Source organism: Serratia sp. BNK-4 (assembly GCF_048685115.1).
Lineage (GTDB): Bacteria > Pseudomonadota > Gammaproteobacteria > Enterobacterales > Enterobacteriaceae > Serratia > Serratia bockelmannii.
In genome coordinates this window covers 3,560,980-3,576,660 of the sequence record NZ_JBLQTM010000001.1, presented here as the reverse complement: position 1 = coordinate 3,576,660, position 15,681 = coordinate 3,560,980, and the positions used below count along the sequence as shown (strand labels likewise).

13 protein-coding genes are annotated in these 15,681 nt (G+C 58.1%); 8 read left to right on the top strand and 5 right to left on the bottom strand.

The genetic code is table 11. The annotated features are described in order from the left end of the window. Positions 1 to 2 precede the first annotated feature (2 nt). On the bottom strand, positions 3 to 1,379 hold the full coding sequence (gene xseA / locus ACMGGW_RS17130; protein ID WP_043138416.1) for an exodeoxyribonuclease VII large subunit: 1,377 nt from the start codon (positions 1,377 to 1,379) through the stop codon (positions 3 to 5). 170 nt (positions 1,380 to 1,549) lie between these two features. Here xseA and guaB point away from each other — a divergent pair, with 170 nt between their 5' ends. The 5 genes from guaB (at position 1,550) to ACMGGW_RS17105 (ending at position 7,051) form a co-directional block, all read left to right on the top strand. Beyond that, positions 1,550 to 3,013, top strand: a complete 1,464-nt coding sequence (gene guaB, locus ACMGGW_RS17125; protein WP_038629838.1) for an IMP dehydrogenase — start codon at positions 1,550 to 1,552, stop codon at positions 3,011 to 3,013. Between the two features lie 102 nt (positions 3,014 to 3,115). Then, positions 3,116 to 4,693, top strand: a complete 1,578-nt coding sequence (guaA, locus tag ACMGGW_RS17120) for a glutamine-hydrolyzing GMP synthase (protein WP_043138057.1) — start codon at positions 3,116 to 3,118, stop codon at positions 4,691 to 4,693. A gap of 477 nt (positions 4,694 to 5,170) precedes the next feature. Then, complete coding sequence (locus tag ACMGGW_RS17115; RefSeq protein WP_164066267.1) at positions 5,171 to 6,340, top strand: HNH endonuclease; 1,170 nt, start codon at positions 5,171 to 5,173, stop codon at positions 6,338 to 6,340. Positions 6,341 to 6,459: 119 nt separating this feature from the next. Further along, positions 6,460 to 6,687, top strand: a complete 228-nt coding sequence (locus ACMGGW_RS17110) for a type II toxin-antitoxin system Phd/YefM family antitoxin (RefSeq protein ID WP_025303897.1) — start codon at positions 6,460 to 6,462, stop codon at positions 6,685 to 6,687. Between the two features lie 31 nt (positions 6,688 to 6,718). Continuing rightward, positions 6,719 to 7,051 (top strand): type II toxin-antitoxin system RelE/ParE family toxin, encoded by a 333-nt coding sequence (locus ACMGGW_RS17105; protein WP_025303896.1) that lies wholly within the window; start codon positions 6,719 to 6,721, stop codon positions 7,049 to 7,051. A gap of 75 nt (positions 7,052 to 7,126) precedes the next feature. Here ACMGGW_RS17105 and ACMGGW_RS17100 read toward each other — a convergent pair whose 3' ends face one another. Next, positions 7,127 to 7,489, bottom strand: a complete 363-nt coding sequence (locus tag ACMGGW_RS17100; RefSeq protein ID WP_089196169.1) for a winged helix-turn-helix transcriptional regulator — start codon at positions 7,487 to 7,489, stop codon at positions 7,127 to 7,129. Positions 7,490 to 7,611: 122 nt separating this feature from the next. Here ACMGGW_RS17100 and ACMGGW_RS17095 point away from each other — a divergent pair, with 122 nt between their 5' ends. Then, entirely contained in the window at positions 7,612 to 8,445 is an 834-nt protein-coding gene (locus ACMGGW_RS17095; RefSeq protein WP_025303894.1) for an enoyl-CoA hydratase/isomerase family protein, read from the top strand. Between the two features lie 14 nt (positions 8,446 to 8,459). On the opposite strand, the gene ACMGGW_RS17090 is transcribed toward ACMGGW_RS17095, so the two are convergent. Together ACMGGW_RS17090 and ACMGGW_RS17085 are read right to left on the bottom strand one after the other, a co-directional pair. After that, positions 8,460 to 10,241 (bottom strand): hybrid sensor histidine kinase/response regulator, encoded by a 1,782-nt coding sequence (locus ACMGGW_RS17090; protein WP_025303893.1) that lies wholly within the window; start codon positions 10,239 to 10,241, stop codon positions 8,460 to 8,462. Beyond that, complete coding sequence (locus tag ACMGGW_RS17085; RefSeq protein ID WP_167324519.1) at positions 10,238 to 10,870, bottom strand: response regulator transcription factor; 633 nt, start codon at positions 10,868 to 10,870, stop codon at positions 10,238 to 10,240. Before ACMGGW_RS17085 ends, ACMGGW_RS17090 begins: the two co-directional genes overlap by 4 nt. Before the next feature lie 175 nt (positions 10,871 to 11,045). Between ACMGGW_RS17085 and ACMGGW_RS17080 the strand changes: the two genes are divergently transcribed. Both ACMGGW_RS17080 and ACMGGW_RS17075 read left to right on the top strand, forming a co-directional pair. Then, the gene (locus ACMGGW_RS17080) at positions 11,046 to 11,360 is read left to right on the top strand and encodes a hypothetical protein (RefSeq protein WP_025303891.1); all 315 of its coding nucleotides are present in this window, start codon (positions 11,046 to 11,048) and stop codon (positions 11,358 to 11,360) included. Positions 11,361 to 11,555: 195 nt separating this feature from the next. Continuing rightward, complete coding sequence (locus ACMGGW_RS17075; protein WP_197832426.1) at positions 11,556 to 14,603, top strand: autotransporter domain-containing protein; 3,048 nt, start codon at positions 11,556 to 11,558, stop codon at positions 14,601 to 14,603. 142 nt (positions 14,604 to 14,745) lie between these two features. On the opposite strand, the gene rluF is transcribed toward ACMGGW_RS17075, so the two are convergent. Further along, positions 14,746 to 15,615, bottom strand: coding sequence for a 23S rRNA pseudouridine(2604) synthase RluF (rluF, locus tag ACMGGW_RS17070; protein WP_049204881.1), 870 nt, complete (start codon positions 15,613 to 15,615; stop codon positions 14,746 to 14,748). Positions 15,616 to 15,681: the final 66 nt, after the last annotated feature.

Sequence of the window (15,681 nt, the reverse complement as noted above, 5' to 3'; positions counted from 1 at the left end):
GGTTACTCGGTCGCGCGCTTCTTGCGCGGCTTTTTGGCGACGGTGATGGTTTTCACCTCGCTTTCCACCCAGCCGTCCTGCAGGCGGGTTTTCAGCAGTTCGCCGACCTGCGCCTGTTTGGTGGTTTTCAGCAGCTCGCCGCGCGGGGTTTGCGTCACGCTGTAGCCGCGCGCCAGCGTCGCCAGCGGGCTGACGGTCTCCAACTGGCTGCAGGCCACGCCGAAGCGCTGGCGGTAGGCGTTGAGCTGGCGCTCCATCGCCTGCTGCAGACGGTATTCCTGCTGCTGTACGCGCTGTTGGTAGCGGTGAATGCGGCCCTGCGGCTGCACCTGCGCCAGCCGCTGCTGGGCGCGTTCGCTGCGGCGGGCGGCCAGGCGCAGCTGCTGCTGCATGCCGTCTTCCATTCGGCGCTGCAGCTTGAACAGCAGCGTCTGCTGGCGCGCCAGGCGCAGATGCGGATGCTGCTGCTGTAAACGGTGGTGAATGCGGGTGAACTGCTGCTGGCGCTGCGCCAGATAGTAATCCATCGCCATCTCCAGCCGCTGCTGCTGCGACTGCAGCTGGCGCAACAGCTCAAGCTGATTGCGGCTGACCAGTTCGGCGGCGGCGGAAGGGGTCGGCGCGCGCAGATCGGCGACGAAATCGGCGATGGTGACGTCGGTTTCATGGCCGACGGCGCTGACGATCGGAATGCGGCTGGCGAAGATCGCCCGCGCCACGCGTTCGTCGTTGAAGCTCCACAGATCTTCCAGCGAACCGCCGCCGCGGCCGACGATCAGCACGTCGCATTCGTCGCGGCGGTTGGCGGTCTCGATGGCGCGCACGATCTGCATCGGCGCTTCCGCGCCCTGCACCGAGGTGGGGTAGATGACGATCGGCAGCGACGGATCGCGCCGCTGCAACACCTGCAGGATATCGTGCAGCGCCGCGCCGCTGGCGGAGGTGATCACCCCGACGCGTTTGGCCGGGGCGGGCAGCGGCTGCTTGAACTGCTGATCGAACAGCCCTTCGGCGCTCAGGCGCTGTTTCAGCTGCTCGAACTGTTGCTGCAGCAGGCCGTCGCCGGCGGGCTGCATGCTCTCGGCGATCAGCTGGTAGTCGCCGCGCGGTTCATACAGCGTGATGCTGGCGCGCACCAAGACCTGCTGGCCGTTTTGCGGCCGGAAGGTGACGCGGCGGTTGCTGTTGCGGAACATCGCGCAGCGTACCTGGGCGCGGTCGTCTTTCAGCGTGAAATACCAGTGGCCGGAGGCGGGCTGGGAGAGGTTGGAGATCTCGGCGGAGAGCCAAATCTGCCCCATTTCCATTTCCAGCAGTTGGCGAACCGTCTGATTGAGGCGGCTTACGGTAAAAATGGAAGGCGAAACAGGTAGCGACATGTGACCCAGATCAAATTTCAAAACAATCACTTAATTGGTCGATACTACATGGCTGAAAAAGGTAATCAAGACTTTTTGTAAGAAAGTGCTGGAGGCAACCGATTCCGCTCTGTATAATGCCGCGGCAATATTTTATCTTTTTCACAGCCCACCCTGGTGAGATATTGCCCATGCTACGTATCGCTAAAGAAGCTCTGACGTTTGACGACGTCCTCCTGGTTCCAGCCCACTCCACGGTTCTGCCTAACACCGCAGAGCTCGGCACTCAACTGACCAAAACCATCCGCCTGAACATCCCTATGCTGTCCGCAGCCATGGATACCGTGACCGAATCCGGCCTGGCCATCGCGCTGGCGCAGGAAGGCGGCCTGGGCTTCATCCACAAAAACATGTCCATCGAGCGCCAGGCTGAAGAAGTCAGCCGCGTGAAGAAGCATGAAAGCGGCGTAGTTACCGACCCGCAGACCGTTACCCCGTCCACCACGCTGCAGGAAGTGAAAGAGCTAACCGCGCGCAACGGCTTCGCCGGTTACCCGGTCGTTACCGAAGACAACGAGCTGGTCGGCATCATCACCGGCCGTGACGTGCGCTTCGTGACCGATCTGTCTCAGCCGGTGACTGCGGTGATGACGCCGAAAGATCGCCTGGTCACCGTGAAAGAAGGTGAAGCGCGCGACGTGGTGCTGCAGAAGATGCACGAAAAGCGCGTAGAAAAAGCGCTGGTGGTGGACGACAGCTTCCACCTGCTGGGCATGATCACCGTTAAAGACTTCCAGAAAGCGGAACGTAAGCCGAACGCCTGTAAAGACGAGCACGGCCGTCTGCGCGTGGGCGCGGCGGTCGGCGCCGGCGCCGGCAACGAAGAGCGCGTTGACGCGCTGGTGGCGGCAGGCGTTGACGTCCTGCTGATCGACTCCTCGCACGGCCACTCCGAAGGCGTGTTGCAGCGCATCCGCGAAACTCGCGCCAAATACCCGGATCTGCAGATCGTCGGCGGCAACGTCGCGACCGCAGCGGGCGCCAAAGCACTGGCTGAAGCCGGCGTGAGCGCGGTGAAAGTGGGTATCGGCCCTGGCTCTATCTGCACCACCCGCATCGTGACCGGCGTGGGCGTACCGCAGATCACCGCCATCGCCGACGCGGTGGAAGCGCTGGAAGGCACCGGCATTCCGGTTATCGCCGACGGCGGCATCCGCTTCTCCGGCGACATCGCCAAAGCGATCGCCGCGGGCGCATCCTGCGTGATGGTCGGCTCCATGCTGGCGGGCACCGAAGAATCCCCGGGCGAAATCGAGCTGTATCAGGGCCGTTCGTTCAAATCTTACCGCGGCATGGGCTCGCTGGGCGCGATGTCCAAAGGTTCTTCCGACCGTTACTTCCAGACCGATAACGCCGCCGACAAACTGGTGCCGGAAGGTATCGAAGGCCGCGTCGCCTATAAAGGCATGCTGAAAGCCATCGTGCACCAGCAGATGGGCGGCCTGCGCTCCTGCATGGGCCTGACCGGCTGCGCCACCATCGACGATCTGCGCACCAAGGCGGAGTTCGTGCGCATCAGCGGCGCCGGCATTCAGGAAAGCCACGTGCACGACGTGACCATCACCAAAGAGTCGCCGAACTATCGCATGGGCTGATGCCTTAACCTCTCCTGAGTGAGAGGCCGGGGTGGGGCGCCAAGCCCCATCCCGAAACACACATTTTCGCTCTTTTTCTCTTGTTGCTGGAATTCGCCTCACATGACACAAAATATCCATAAGCATCGCATCCTGATACTGGACTTCGGTTCGCAATACACTCAACTGGTCGCCCGCCGCGTGCGCGAAATCGGCGTTTACTGCGAACTGTGGGCCTGGGACGTTAGCGAAGCGCAGATCCGCGAATTCAACCCAAGCGGCATCATCCTGTCCGGCGGCCCGGAAAGCACCACCGAAGCCGGCAGCCCGCGCGCCCCTGACTACGTGTTCAACGCCGGCGTGCCGGTGCTGGGCGTGTGCTACGGCATGCAGACCATGGCGATGCAGCTGGGTGGCCATGTGCAGGGTTCCAACGAACGCGAGTTCGGCTACGCGCAGGTGGAAATCGTCAAAGAGAGCGCGCTGCTGCGCGACATCGAAGACGCCATCAGCCCGGCCGGCAAACCGCTGCTGGACGTGTGGATGAGCCACGGCGACAAAGTGACCGCAATCCCGTCCGACTTCGTGACCATCGCCAGCACCGATACCTGCCCGTTCGCTATTATGGCCAACGAAGAAAAACGCTTCTACGGCGTGCAGTTCCACCCGGAAGTGACCCACACCCGCCAGGGCCAGCGCATGCTGGAGCGCTTCGTACTGGACATCTGCCAGTGTGAAGCCCTGTGGACCCCGGCCACCATCATCGAAGATGCGGTCGAGCGCATCCGCGAGCAGGTGGGTGAAGACCACGTGATCCTCGGCCTGTCCGGCGGCGTCGACTCCTCCGTGACCGCGATGCTGCTGCACCGGGCCATCGGCAAACGCCTGACCTGCGTGTTCGTCGACAACGGCCTGCTGCGCCTGAACGAAGCCAAGCAGGTGATGGAAATGTTCGGCGACCACTTCGGCCTGAACATCGTGCACGTTGAGGCGGAAAACCGCTTCCTGACCGCACTGGCGGGCGTGGACGAGCCGGAAGCCAAGCGTAAAATCATCGGCCGTGTGTTCGTTGAAGTGTTCGACGAAGAAGCCTGCAAGCAAGAGCAGGTGAAATGGCTGGCACAGGGCACTATCTACCCGGACGTGATCGAATCCGCCGCTTCCGCCACCGGCAAAGCGCACGTGATCAAATCGCACCACAACGTGGGCGGCCTGCCGAAAGAGATGAAGCTGGGCCTGGTCGAGCCGCTGAAAGAGCTGTTCAAAGACGAAGTGCGCAAGATCGGCCTGGAGCTGGGCCTGCCGTACGACATGCTGTTCCGTCACCCGTTCCCGGGCCCGGGTCTGGGCGTGCGCGTGCTGGGCGAAGTGAAGAAAGAGTACTGCGATCTGCTGCGCCGCGCCGATGCCATCTTCATCGAAGAGCTGCACAAAGCCGACCTGTACAACAAAGTCAGCCAGGCGTTCACCGTATTCCTGCCGGTGCGTTCGGTCGGCGTGATGGGCGACGGCCGCAAATACGACTGGGTGGTCTCACTGCGTGCGGTAGAAACCATCGACTTCATGACCGCGCACTGGGCGCACCTGCCGTATGACTTCCTCGGCCGCGTCTCCAACCGCATCATCAACGAAGTGGACGGCATTTCCCGCGTGGTGTACGACATCAGCGGCAAGCCGCCGGCGACGATTGAGTGGGAGTGATCCTGCTTTGATGTAGTAACGATAAAACGAAGCCCGCTATTGCGGGCTTTTTCATATTTACTTAGTTCTCATTTTTAGCAATTTGTTGAATCGCCAAGTACTTCATTTTTAAGGTATGGTTGGTGGTATGATTTGAGCCTATTTCTATGTTTGGGGTCTGGCACCATATCGCCATGAGCAAGCAGTTCATAGTACGAGTAGGTCAAGCCACTGAGGCATATTTTATATCTATGGTTAATTTGGAGATGAACCGAGTATTACTCTCCGGTGGCTACGAGAGAAGTCTCCTTGTCAAATATAGCCTCTCACAAACAACAAATTTACGGTTCAGAGAATGGCAATTTAGGTTTCTAGCGCATTGATTCATATGCTGCTGCACTTACCCACAATGAGCAATGCCATTTACCTCCGATCCGTGGACGACAGATCAGTACGTTACCTCTATGTAGTATGCAAAACTCCGAGGAAAAGTTATTTATGGCTAAGCCTGGCTTTGTCTGTTTGTATTGCGGGCTTAATAAGCCTAAGAGTGAAGAAAGCCTTGAGCATGCGATCCCACAATTCATGGGCGGCGAGTTTGCTCCGCAACAATATATGCTTCGTAATGTCTGCAAGCAGTGCAATAACCGGCTTGGGTTGTTCGTTGATGCTTCCTACGCAAAATCATGGTTTGTGACGAATGGCCTGAGCATTGCAGCACATCGGTTATACACGAGCCTGATCGATCAACCGATACCCTTGGTCTGTATTGGCCAGAGCAAGTTTGCCGGGCTAGTTCTTGACGAGGGGCAAGTTGCCGAGCATTGGGTTGGCCCATCAGGGGAGACGATCATCTGGCTTCGTACGGATGACAAGCGACTCCATGGTTATTCGGGTGGTAATCCTATCGACAAGAAAAAGAAGCCATCGACAGCATATCTATTCCTGACGAGTCAAGACCCTATCCGCTGGGAAATCGGTATTGCCAGCTTCTTGGAAATGTTCAGATCCACCAAAGTCCGGAAAATCCTTTGTGCAAGAGTAGATGAATCAGGTGAGGGACTGCTTTCTGGTTTCGATGCTTGGTCGGTAGATGATGAGTCGAATATTAGCGTTGTCATGGCTGCCCTTAAGTCAGGAAGCGTTAGGGGGCAAATTGATGTACATGTACACTTTGATCAGCGCTTCCTTGCAAAGCTGGCAATGGGGGTGGGTTGCTCACTGTTTGGCGAGTTATATCTGGATACTGATATGGCGAAAGAGGCACGCAAGACCTGCTGGCCGAAGGATGGAGAGTCTGGACAGACACGAGGTAGCGCGACTTTGATAGCGCCAAAGAATCCATTGTTTTCTAAATTCATTGGTTACCGAGGGGCTGTCGTGTTTACTGTGGTGAACACGGGTTCCTCTTATACGCTGAGTGGCACTATTGATCAGGCTATTCCGTTTGTTGTGGAACTGGCTCCATCGACTTTGTCTAGCCCATTCATTAACTGCGAAGAGGGTTACGCATTGGTGTTGTTCCCGTCGCTTGGTAAAACCATAGAGATGACGCTGGTTGAACTGGTAGCCCATTCTTCTGGTGTAAAAAAACATCCAGAGCTGGTGGCGATCGATTCGCGTATTGAGACATCCGTCGAGTTTTGGAGCCAACTTGCTTCTCTGTGACGTATTACTGCCTGTTTTTTAATGGGAGAAAGTAAGCCATGGGTAAAACAGATTATTGTTTTTGGTCTAAATTTGGCCTATATTTAGACCTTGGTGTGATTGATAGCCTTGGGGGCACGATGAAAGTAGAGACCATCAGCTACGTTAAAAAAAACGCGGCCACGCTCGATCTCTCTGAGCCTATCTTGGTCACGCAAAATGGGGTTCCCGCCTACGTGATAGAATCCTATGAGCAGCAGCAGGAGCGGGAGAACGCCATTGCTTTGCTGAAATTGCTGACGCTGTCAGAGAAAGATAAAGCGGAAGGGCGCGTGTTCTCGAAGGAACAGCTGTTGAATGGGCTTTAAGCATTACAGTGCTCAACATTAAGGGATTGCAATGGAACAGCAGGTGACCTTTGAGTACACGCTTACGGTAAAGCACTGCATCGATACAATAGTGAACCATCTCCGTCGCGTTGATGTCGAACCGCGCCCGGTTATCGCAGATATTCTCACTCAATTTGAGAGCATCATTGGCCAGTTCCCGCAGGGATGCCAGATTTGCCCTGAGCTGCTCAAAATCGGCTGCGCAAAGTACCGGGAGTTTAATCATGCTGGCGGTTACCGGGTTTTGTATTCCGTAGACGGAAGGTTGGTAACAGCACATGCGATTTTGTCACATCGGCAGGATATCCAGCAGCTGCTGTTTAAGCGTCTGATCATGCCCTGATAGCCCGTTCGATTGCCTAATTCCTGTTTTCCGACAATGATGCGGCCTTCAATAATTGGAACAGGAGGAACCGCATCACTCGTCCTGCTCATCATACTTGCGTTGGCACTCCTGAATCGCCTCAATATTCCCCAGCGTCCAGTCGAACAGTACCGAGAACGGCCCCTGCAGGGATTTGCCAAGCGGCGTCAGCGAATACTCGACGCCAAGCACCCGCCCGTCCAACACTTTGCGATGCACCATGCCGTTGCGTTCCAGCTTGCGTAGCGTCTGGGTCAGCACGCGTTGCGTGACGCCATCCAAACGGCGCTTGATGGCGTTGAAACGCTGAGGCTCACGCAGCACTTCCAGCACCATCATGGACCATTTATCGGCAATCTGATCGAGGACGATGCGGCTTGGGCAGTCGGCGCGGTAAACAAGGTCGGTCGTATCCATCGGTATCCTCCTGCATCCCTGGGATGCTTAAGGTGCGTAATTGACGCCAGGTATGCAAAGTATACCATTCGACACACGGCGTGAAAAACCCGCACTTGTACCCCAGGTAAAAGGACATTGAGATGACAGATACAGATTTCAGCAAGCTCAGGCTGTCTCATGCGCACGGCGTGATGACGATCGCTATCGATAACCCACCGGTAAACGTGCTTGATGTGGCGCTGATGTCGGAAATCAGCCGTTTATTGCTCGCGGTGCGTGACGATCCGGATACGCGGGTGTTGGTGTTCCAGAGCGCGAACCCAGCGTTCTTTATTGCTCACGTCGATATGACCTTGATCGATGAGCCGCACGCTTTCGACGAACTGGCGAGCAACGCGCCGGAGGGGCTAAATCCGTTCCAGGCGTTTGGCGAACTGCTGCGCAGCCAGCCGCAGGTCACTCTCGTTAAGCTGGCCGGGCTGGCGCGCGGCGGTGGCGCCGAGTTTGTGGCGGCGGCCGATATGGCTTTCGCGGCACGGGAAGCGGCGGGGCTGGCCCAGTGCGAGGCCTTGATGGGCATTACGCCCGGCGGCGGCGCGACGCAGTATCTGACGAGCCGAATGACACGCGGCCGCGCTCTGGAAGTGATCCTGGGCGCCGATCTCATCGATGCCGCTACCGCAGAACGTTATGGCTGGATTAACCGCGCCTTGCCTGCCGCCGAGCTGGATGATTTCGTCGAGCGGTTAGCGCGCAATATCGCGGCATTGCCTGCGGGGGTGATTGCGGCGGCCAAACAGGCGATGCCTGCACCGGATCTGCAGGCCGGTTTTTATCGCGAGCACGACGCCTGGGCGGGATTGTTCGCACGCCCGGCCGCGGAGCGGTTGATCCGCGGTGGGCTGAAGGCCGGTGCGCAAACCCCGGAAGGGGAGCGCAACCTTGAAGGCCTGCTGCGGCATCTTGCCCGCTAAGGCACCGCCTCGCGCTAGCCCGCCCCCCACTGCGTCAGCAGCGCATGCAGCTTGGCCGGCTCCAGCGGCTTGCGCAGCACCAGATAGCCTTCCTGCTCGGCCTCTTGCAATATCTGTGAGTTGAACTCGCCGCTGACCATCGCGCCGCTCACGTCCGGCAGGCGCTCGAACAGCGCTTTCAGGATGTCGAAACCGCTCTCGCCGGAGCGCAGGCGCTGGTCGCACAGCACGGCGAACGGCGTAAAACCGTCCTCGACAATGGCGAAGGCCTCCTCGGCGGAGGCCGCGCAGCGCACGGTGATGCCCCAGGTGCTCATCAGGCTCTCCCAGGCGGAGGTCACCAAGGGATCGTCGTCCACCACCAGGCAGGCGCCGCGCAGCGGCGCATAGCGGATAGGCGTGGCGGTGTTGTCGTAGGCGGCCGCGGTGTCCGGCGCTTTGTCTTCGCCGCTGTATTGCGTGAAGCGCATCCAGAAGCGCGAACCTTTGCCTTCGACGGAGTGCATGCCGTACTTCACCTTCATCAGCTTGGCGCAGCGCGCCACCACCGCTAGCCCCAGCCCGTGGCCGGCGCTGTCGATTTTCCACGCCAGTTCAGGGCGGTAGTAAGGGGAGAAGATTTTGCTTTTCTCTTCGTCGGCGATGCCCACGCCGGTGTCCCACACTTCCACCAGGCACTCGGGGCCGCGTGGGCGGATGGCGATCAACACGCCGCCCTGTTGCGTATAGCGCAGGGCGTTTTGGATCAGGTTGATCAGCGATTGCCGCACCAGCAGTGGATCGCCCATCACGCTGATACGCCGTCTAGGCCGCCAGGTGCGCAGCGCCAGGGCGCGGCTGTTGGCCTCTTCGCGGAACAGGGTGACCACCGAGTCGAGCAGGGCGCCGATATCCACATGGGTGGCGGCGGTGCGCACGTTGCCGGATTCGATCTTGCTGAGATCGAGCAACGAATTGAACATCAAATGCACCGAGCGCACGCTCTGCTGCAGATCCAGCAGCTGCGGCGTCAGGCTGTCGTCGCGGTTTTTGTGGATGATGGCTTCGATCAGAAAGCCCATGGCGTGCACCGGCTGGCGCAGATCGTGGCTGGCGGTGGTCAGAAACTGGTTCTTGTCCAGCAGCGCCTGTTCCGCTTCCTCTTTAGCCTGGCGGAACTGCTCCGCCAGGCGCGAGCTTTGTTCTTCGAGCAGCGCCTGCTGAATAAAGAACGCATGCGAGGTTAATGCGTGGCGGTAAATGGCGAAGCCGTACAGCAAGTTCAGCATCAGTACGATGAACATCACGTCTTCCAGCCGCCAGATGATGCCGAGGTTCAGCAGCCCCCAGGAGGCGAAGAAAAAGCGGGTAAAGGTGCTGATGACGGGCGTCAGGTGCGTTGCGTTGGCGGCGACGATCGCAGCGATGCTGATATTGAGCAGCAGAAAAAAGTCAAAGTTATGGGTCTGTGGGGTAATTAAATAGAGTGATGAGATCCCCAACCCGTGAATAAACGCCACCTTATTAATGCGCGGCAGCCAGCGGCGCAGCACGGTGTCTTCATCATTTTCTTTGGCCTCATGCAGGTAGCGACGATGTCCTATTCGGATCGCCACGGCGCATAGCAGGTAAACGATGATCCATGTAATGGTTGGGCCGAGTTCATCACCCAGCAAATAAATCCAGATGGCGAACGGGATACCGACGAAAGGCACGGCGGTGAAGCTGAACACCAGCCGCATGAAGGTGTTGTCCAGCAGGCGGATCTGTGCGCGTGGGGAGATGCCATCATTTTGTAAATGTTGGAAAAACCTCATGACGACGGATCCCGTTTGCCGTGCAACAGCGTGATGGCTTCCACTCGGCTGTTGACGCCGATCTTTTTCAATATATTGCTGATATGCTCTTTGACGGTCGGCTCGGAAATAGACAGTTGCGTGGCAATTCTTTTATTTGGCAGGCCGCGCAGCATCATAGTTAATACGTCTAATTGCCTCGGCGTTAAATTGAATTTATTTAAATGGTCATGGTTGTTTTTAATGGCGGCTTCATTGCCTTCCGGGAACCATTCCTGATTGTTATTCAGCGCAAAAACCGCCCTGGCGAATAATTCTGGCGGTTCATTTTTTAACACGAACCCATGCCCGCCGGCATTGTGCACTTTCTGCCAGATATCGTTATTCTCGTCGCCGCTGACCACCAAAATCCGCACCTGCGGATAACGTTGTTTTACTTCTTTGAGTAATTTCAACGCCGTACCGGAAGAGAGCCAAAAATCAATCACCAGTAAACGCGGTGGGCCATTTTCCCTAATATGGCGGTAGTAATTCTCTTCATTGGTCACCACATGCGCCTGTTTGAATCGGCAATGCGTGCTGAGAAAATTGGCAATGCCGCTTGCTACCAATGGATGGTCATCAACGACCAACGCATAATCCTGCCCCAAAGGATTCTCCTTTCGCCTTCAAATATCAGATAGGTCTGATGAATTATTATCAACCCTCCCTACTTTAGGAGGGTTTTTTCGTTTAGGAAAGGGAAATATATTATTCGAGGATTTGGATAAGAGAAAACATAAAGCTAATCGGTAATTTTAACTGATTGGTTATAAAGGATAATTTATGAAGAAACCACTTATCGCTTTAACCGTTACGATGATGATAGCCGGTTGTTCCACCCTGAAAACCGATCAGGCCATTCCATTACTGCAGGCGGAAACCGCCAAAATGCTGGGCCTGGGCTCATCGGACGAAATTACCGTGACCAATGTCAATGGCGCACAGCCAGATGCGCTGGGCGGCCAAAAACTTTCTTATCGCGCCACCACGGAAAAAGGCCGTATTTTTGATTGCTCGTCGCTGATGATGCCGGGAATTTTAGGTTCGTCGCCGTCGCTGAGCGCGCCGACCTGTACGCCGGTGGTCACGCATAAATAATTCGCTTCGGGGGCGGTATTGCCGCTTCCTGGTTTTCCATCGTCGGAGCGTCAGCGCCGGGGGGCAATAAGCTTTTGCTTCGACGATCACTAAACCGGCGTGCGCGAAATAACGCCTCACACCTCCTCTAGTGTATTGAGTTTTCCTATAACAATAAATTTCGCGACATCACGCTAACGAGTACGGAGATAGCCCGTGAATGACAAGACATCGCACCCTTTAGCGGTTAGTACACCGCTTTCCAAACTTTACCTCGCTCTATTTTCTGCGCCGCTGTTGATGCTGGCGCCCGCCGATATCGCTCGTGCAGACGATGCCATTTTTGACGGCGAATCAAAAATTACCGAATCATTGGCCTACACCGGGGACGTTTACGTCGGCCGCAATCAAAGCGGCAACCTGCTGATCGAGAATGGCAAGATCAGCGCCTATAACATCAATATCGGCCGGATGTTCAACGGCCAAATTCATGAGAGCGTAGTCACGGTCCGCGGGCCGAACGCCGAGCTGAACGCGGTGAACGATCAGTTCGTGCTGCGTGGCGGCCTGAATCTGGGGCGGGGCACCTTGCGGGTTGAAGACGGCGCGCTGGCCAGCGCGAAAGAGATCGTGGTCGGCACCACCCGCGGCTACGACAGCCACCTGATCGCCACCGGCGCCGGTTCTCGCGTCACCAGCAATTTTCTCAGCGTCGGCACCGACTTAGGGGCACGATCCACGCTGGCGATTGAAGACGGCGCGGTGCTGAACACCGCCTTTGACGCGCGCATCGGTAATGGCAGCGGGCCGGGCGAGACCGATACGCTAAGCCCGAAAGCCACGGTCATGGGGGCCAATTCCCAATGGAACGTTGGCCGCGCGCTCACGCTTTACGGCGATCTGGACGTGCTGAACGGAGGCGCGGTCAACGTCGGTAATATTCAGGTGGCGGGCGTCTCCGGCGCGCGTAAAACCGCCGAGCTGACGATCGCCGGCAACGGCTCACGGTTTACCAGCGGCAGCAGCGTCAACGTCGGCGATTACGGCAATGGCGTGTTGGCGGTCATGGACGGCGGCACATTCTCCGCCGGCGGCAACGACGTGGTGCTGGGCAAGACCGGTTCCGGTTCTAACCGCGGCGCGCTGATTATCGGCAGCCGCGGCAACATGGATACCGGCACCGGGTTGACCGAGCCGACGCTCGGCGCGGCGGGCGCTGCAGGCACTATCGATGCCCAGACGGCGATCGCCCTGCGGGGCGGATTGTTCCGCAGCTATGTGTACTTTAACCATACCGACGGCAATTACGTCTTCAGCAACAAGATGAGCGGCGAAGGCGAGGTGATCAACACCGCCGGGCACACGGCGCTGAACGGCGATCTCACTGGCCTGCAGGCAAACGTCACCGCGCGCGGCGGTAAGCTCATCATCGCCAGCGACATCAATACCCAGAAAGAAGACGATATCTTCGAGATCCAAACCCTCAGCGCCGAAAACGGCGGCACGCTGATCCTCAATGCGACGGCGGGTTCCGACGTCAATAACGGGCAGGGCTACAGCAGCGCCGCGTCGATCAAGGCCGGCGGCACGCTGGGCGGCAACGGCACGCTGGGCCAGACCGAGATCCTGTCCGGCGGCCATATCTCGCCCGGCGACGGCAATATCGGCACGCTGACGCTGAAACGCTACCTGAACTTTATCGGCGAATCCTTCTATGACGTCGATATCGCCGGCGACGGCCGCAGCGATCAACTGCTGGTGGCGGGCAAAACCACCATCAGCGATCAGGCCAAGGTGCAGGTTACGGCGCTGGATCCGCAAACCAGCTATAAAACCGGCCAAAGCTACCGCATTCTGACCTCGGACGGCGGCATTGACGGCCAGTTCGCGTCGGCGGTTTCCAAGTCCGCCTTCCTCGATGTGGCGTTGAACCACAGCGCCAACGCCGTGGATCTGACCATCGCGCAGAAAGACACGGGCGGTGAAAACCCTGGCGGCGAGAACCCGGGTGGGGAAAACCCAGGCGGTGAGAATCCAGGGGGCGAGAATCCGGGCGGGGAAAACCCAGGGGGCGAGAATCCGGGCGGAGAAAACCCAGGCGGTGAAAATCCGGGGGGTGAGAATCCAGGCAGCGGCAAACCGGGCATTTTCCAAACGGTGGCCGAGAGCGGCAACCAGTGGAATACCGCTGGCGCGCTCTCGACGCTGGCGCAGAGCGGCCCTTCGCTGGCGCTGTATAACTCGCTGCTGCTGCTGAGCGCGCCGGAAGCGCGCGAGGCGTTCAATCAGCTGTCCGGTGAAGTCTATCCGTCGATGCAGTCTAACCTGATCGCCGGCAGCACCCAGCTGTTCAACGTGCTGAACCAGCGCATGCTGCGCCTGTTCGACAATGACAGCCTGCCGATACCGCCGTTGGCGATGTCGCTGGTGCAACCGGCGCAGGCGCAAAACAGCGGCGTTTGGGGGCAAACCTTCAGTTCCTGGGGCAAAAACAGCGGCAACGGCAACGTGGGCAAGCTGGATGGCAACACCACCGGCTTCCTGTTGGGCGCGGATCGCAAGCTGGCGGACCATAACGTGCGCATCGGCGGCTACTTTGGTTACAGCCGCGGCGACTACGACGTCGACAGCCGCCGTTCCAAGGCCGATACCGACAACTACCACCTCGGCCTGTATGCGGCGGGGCAGCAGGATGCGTTCTCGCTGCGCGGCGCGCTGGGTTACACCTGGCACAAGATTGAAGGCAAGCGCAACGTCGATTTCAGCGGCTTCTCGGATCGGCTGAAGTCGGATTATGACGCGAACTCGCTGCTGGCGTTCACCGAAGCGGGTTACCGTTTCGGCCAGCCGGAGATGAACGTCGAACCGTTCATCAACCTGAGCTACATCCGCCTGCATACCGACAGCTTCCAGGAGTCGGGTGGCGCGGCGGCGCTGAGCGTGCGCAATGAAACGATGAACACCTTCTACTCTACGCTCGGGGTGCGCGGCGTGACCGAACTGCCGAAGAACGTCAGCCTTTACGGCTCGCTCGGCTGGCAGCACGCCTACGGCGATAAGAACACTTCATCGCGCATGGCGTTTGCCGGCAGCGACGCGTTCGTCACGCAGGGCCAGGCCGTGGATGACAACGTGATGGTGGGCGATATCGGTGTGAGCGTGAAACTGTCGCACGCCGCGACGCTGGATGTCGGCTATCAGGGGCAATTTGGCGCCGATACTCGCGTTAATTCGGTCAACGCCAACCTGCGCTGGTCGTTCTGATTTTTTCCTCCAGACTTCTCTGGTACTTGCAGGCCCGCTTGATGCGGGCCTTTTTTATGGTGAGAACGCAGTGGCGGTCTGTGGCTGACTTTTATGATGAAAAAGCCCGCGCAAAGGCGGGCTGAGCGAGGGAGAAAGGGCGTTAACGCCCTTTTTTCTTGCGCCCTGGCTGGGTAAAGCGCTTGCGGCCGGCTGGCGCAGCGGCTTTGTCGGCGCCTTTCGGCCCGCCGGCGTTCGGTTTTTTCGCCGGGGCAGATTTGGCCGGGGCTTTCTTCGTCGGTTTAGCCTCGGACGAAGAGCCTTCAATCAGCTTGAACAGCTCAATCAGCTCGTCATCGGTCAGATCGCGCCACTCGCCCAGCGGCAACCCTTTCAGGCTGACGTTCATGATGCGCGTGCGTTCCAGCTTGGTGACCTCATAGCTGAAGTGTTCGCACATGCGGCGGATCTGGCGGTTCAGCCCCTGGACCAGCGTGATGCGGAACACGAACGGCGCCTCTTTCTTCACCTTGCACTTTTTGGTCACGGTGCCCAGCATCGGCACGCCGGCGCCCATGCCGCGAATAAACTCGTCGGTCACCGGCTTGTTGACCGTCACCAGATACTCTTTCTCATGATTGTTGCCGGCGCGCAGGATCTTGTTGACCAGGTCACCGTGGTTGGTCAGAAAGATCAGCCCCTGTGAATCCTTGTCCAAACGGCCGATCGGGAAGATGCGTTTGCTGTGGTTGACGAAGTCGGCGATGTTGTCGCGCTCGCCGTCCTCGGTGGTAGTGACGATGCCGACCGGTTTGTTCAGCGCGATCAGCACCAGATCTTCTTCATTGCGCGGTTCGATCAGCTGACCGTTAACCTTCACCACATCGCCGGCAAATACCTGAGCGCCAACGGTGGCGCGTTTACCGTTGATGAAAACGTTGCCCTGTTCGATGTATCGATCGGCGTCGCGGCGTGAGCAGATGCCACTCTCGCTAATGTATTTGTTCAGACGAATGGATGAGTTAGTCAGCATGGGATCTCCGTAAAACGCGGACTATACATTACCCGCAGGGGATTGCGGAAGCTGTTCGATAATAGA

What these genes read in the sequence shown, in the direction of transcription:
- guaA (WP_043138057.1), top strand. Translation starts at nt 3,116, where the DNA reads ATGACACAAAATATCCATAAGCATCGCATCCTGATACTGGACTTCGGT.
- ACMGGW_RS17095 (WP_025303894.1), top strand. Translation starts at nt 7,612, where the DNA reads ATGACAGATACAGATTTCAGCAAGCTCAGGCTGTCTCATGCGCACGGC.
- ACMGGW_RS17080 (WP_025303891.1), top strand. Translation starts at nt 11,046, where the DNA reads ATGAAGAAACCACTTATCGCTTTAACCGTTACGATGATGATAGCCGGT.
- guaB (WP_038629838.1), top strand. Translation starts at nt 1,550, where the DNA reads ATGCTACGTATCGCTAAAGAAGCTCTGACGTTTGACGACGTCCTCCTG.
- xseA (WP_043138416.1), bottom strand. Translation starts at nt 1,379, where the DNA reads ATGTCGCTACCTGTTTCGCCTTCCATTTTTACCGTAAGCCGCCTCAAT.
- ACMGGW_RS17115 (WP_164066267.1), top strand. Translation starts at nt 5,171, where the DNA reads ATGGCTAAGCCTGGCTTTGTCTGTTTGTATTGCGGGCTTAATAAGCCT.
- ACMGGW_RS17105 (WP_025303896.1), top strand. Translation starts at nt 6,719, where the DNA reads ATGGAACAGCAGGTGACCTTTGAGTACACGCTTACGGTAAAGCACTGC.
- ACMGGW_RS17100 (WP_089196169.1), bottom strand. Translation starts at nt 7,489, where the DNA reads ATGGATACGACCGACCTTGTTTACCGCGCCGACTGCCCAAGCCGCATC.
- rluF (WP_049204881.1), bottom strand. Translation starts at nt 15,615, where the DNA reads ATGCTGACTAACTCATCCATTCGTCTGAACAAATACATTAGCGAGAGT.
- ACMGGW_RS17090 (WP_025303893.1), bottom strand. Translation starts at nt 10,241, where the DNA reads ATGAGGTTTTTCCAACATTTACAAAATGATGGCATCTCCCCACGCGCA.
- ACMGGW_RS17110 (WP_025303897.1), top strand. Translation starts at nt 6,460, where the DNA reads ATGAAAGTAGAGACCATCAGCTACGTTAAAAAAAACGCGGCCACGCTC.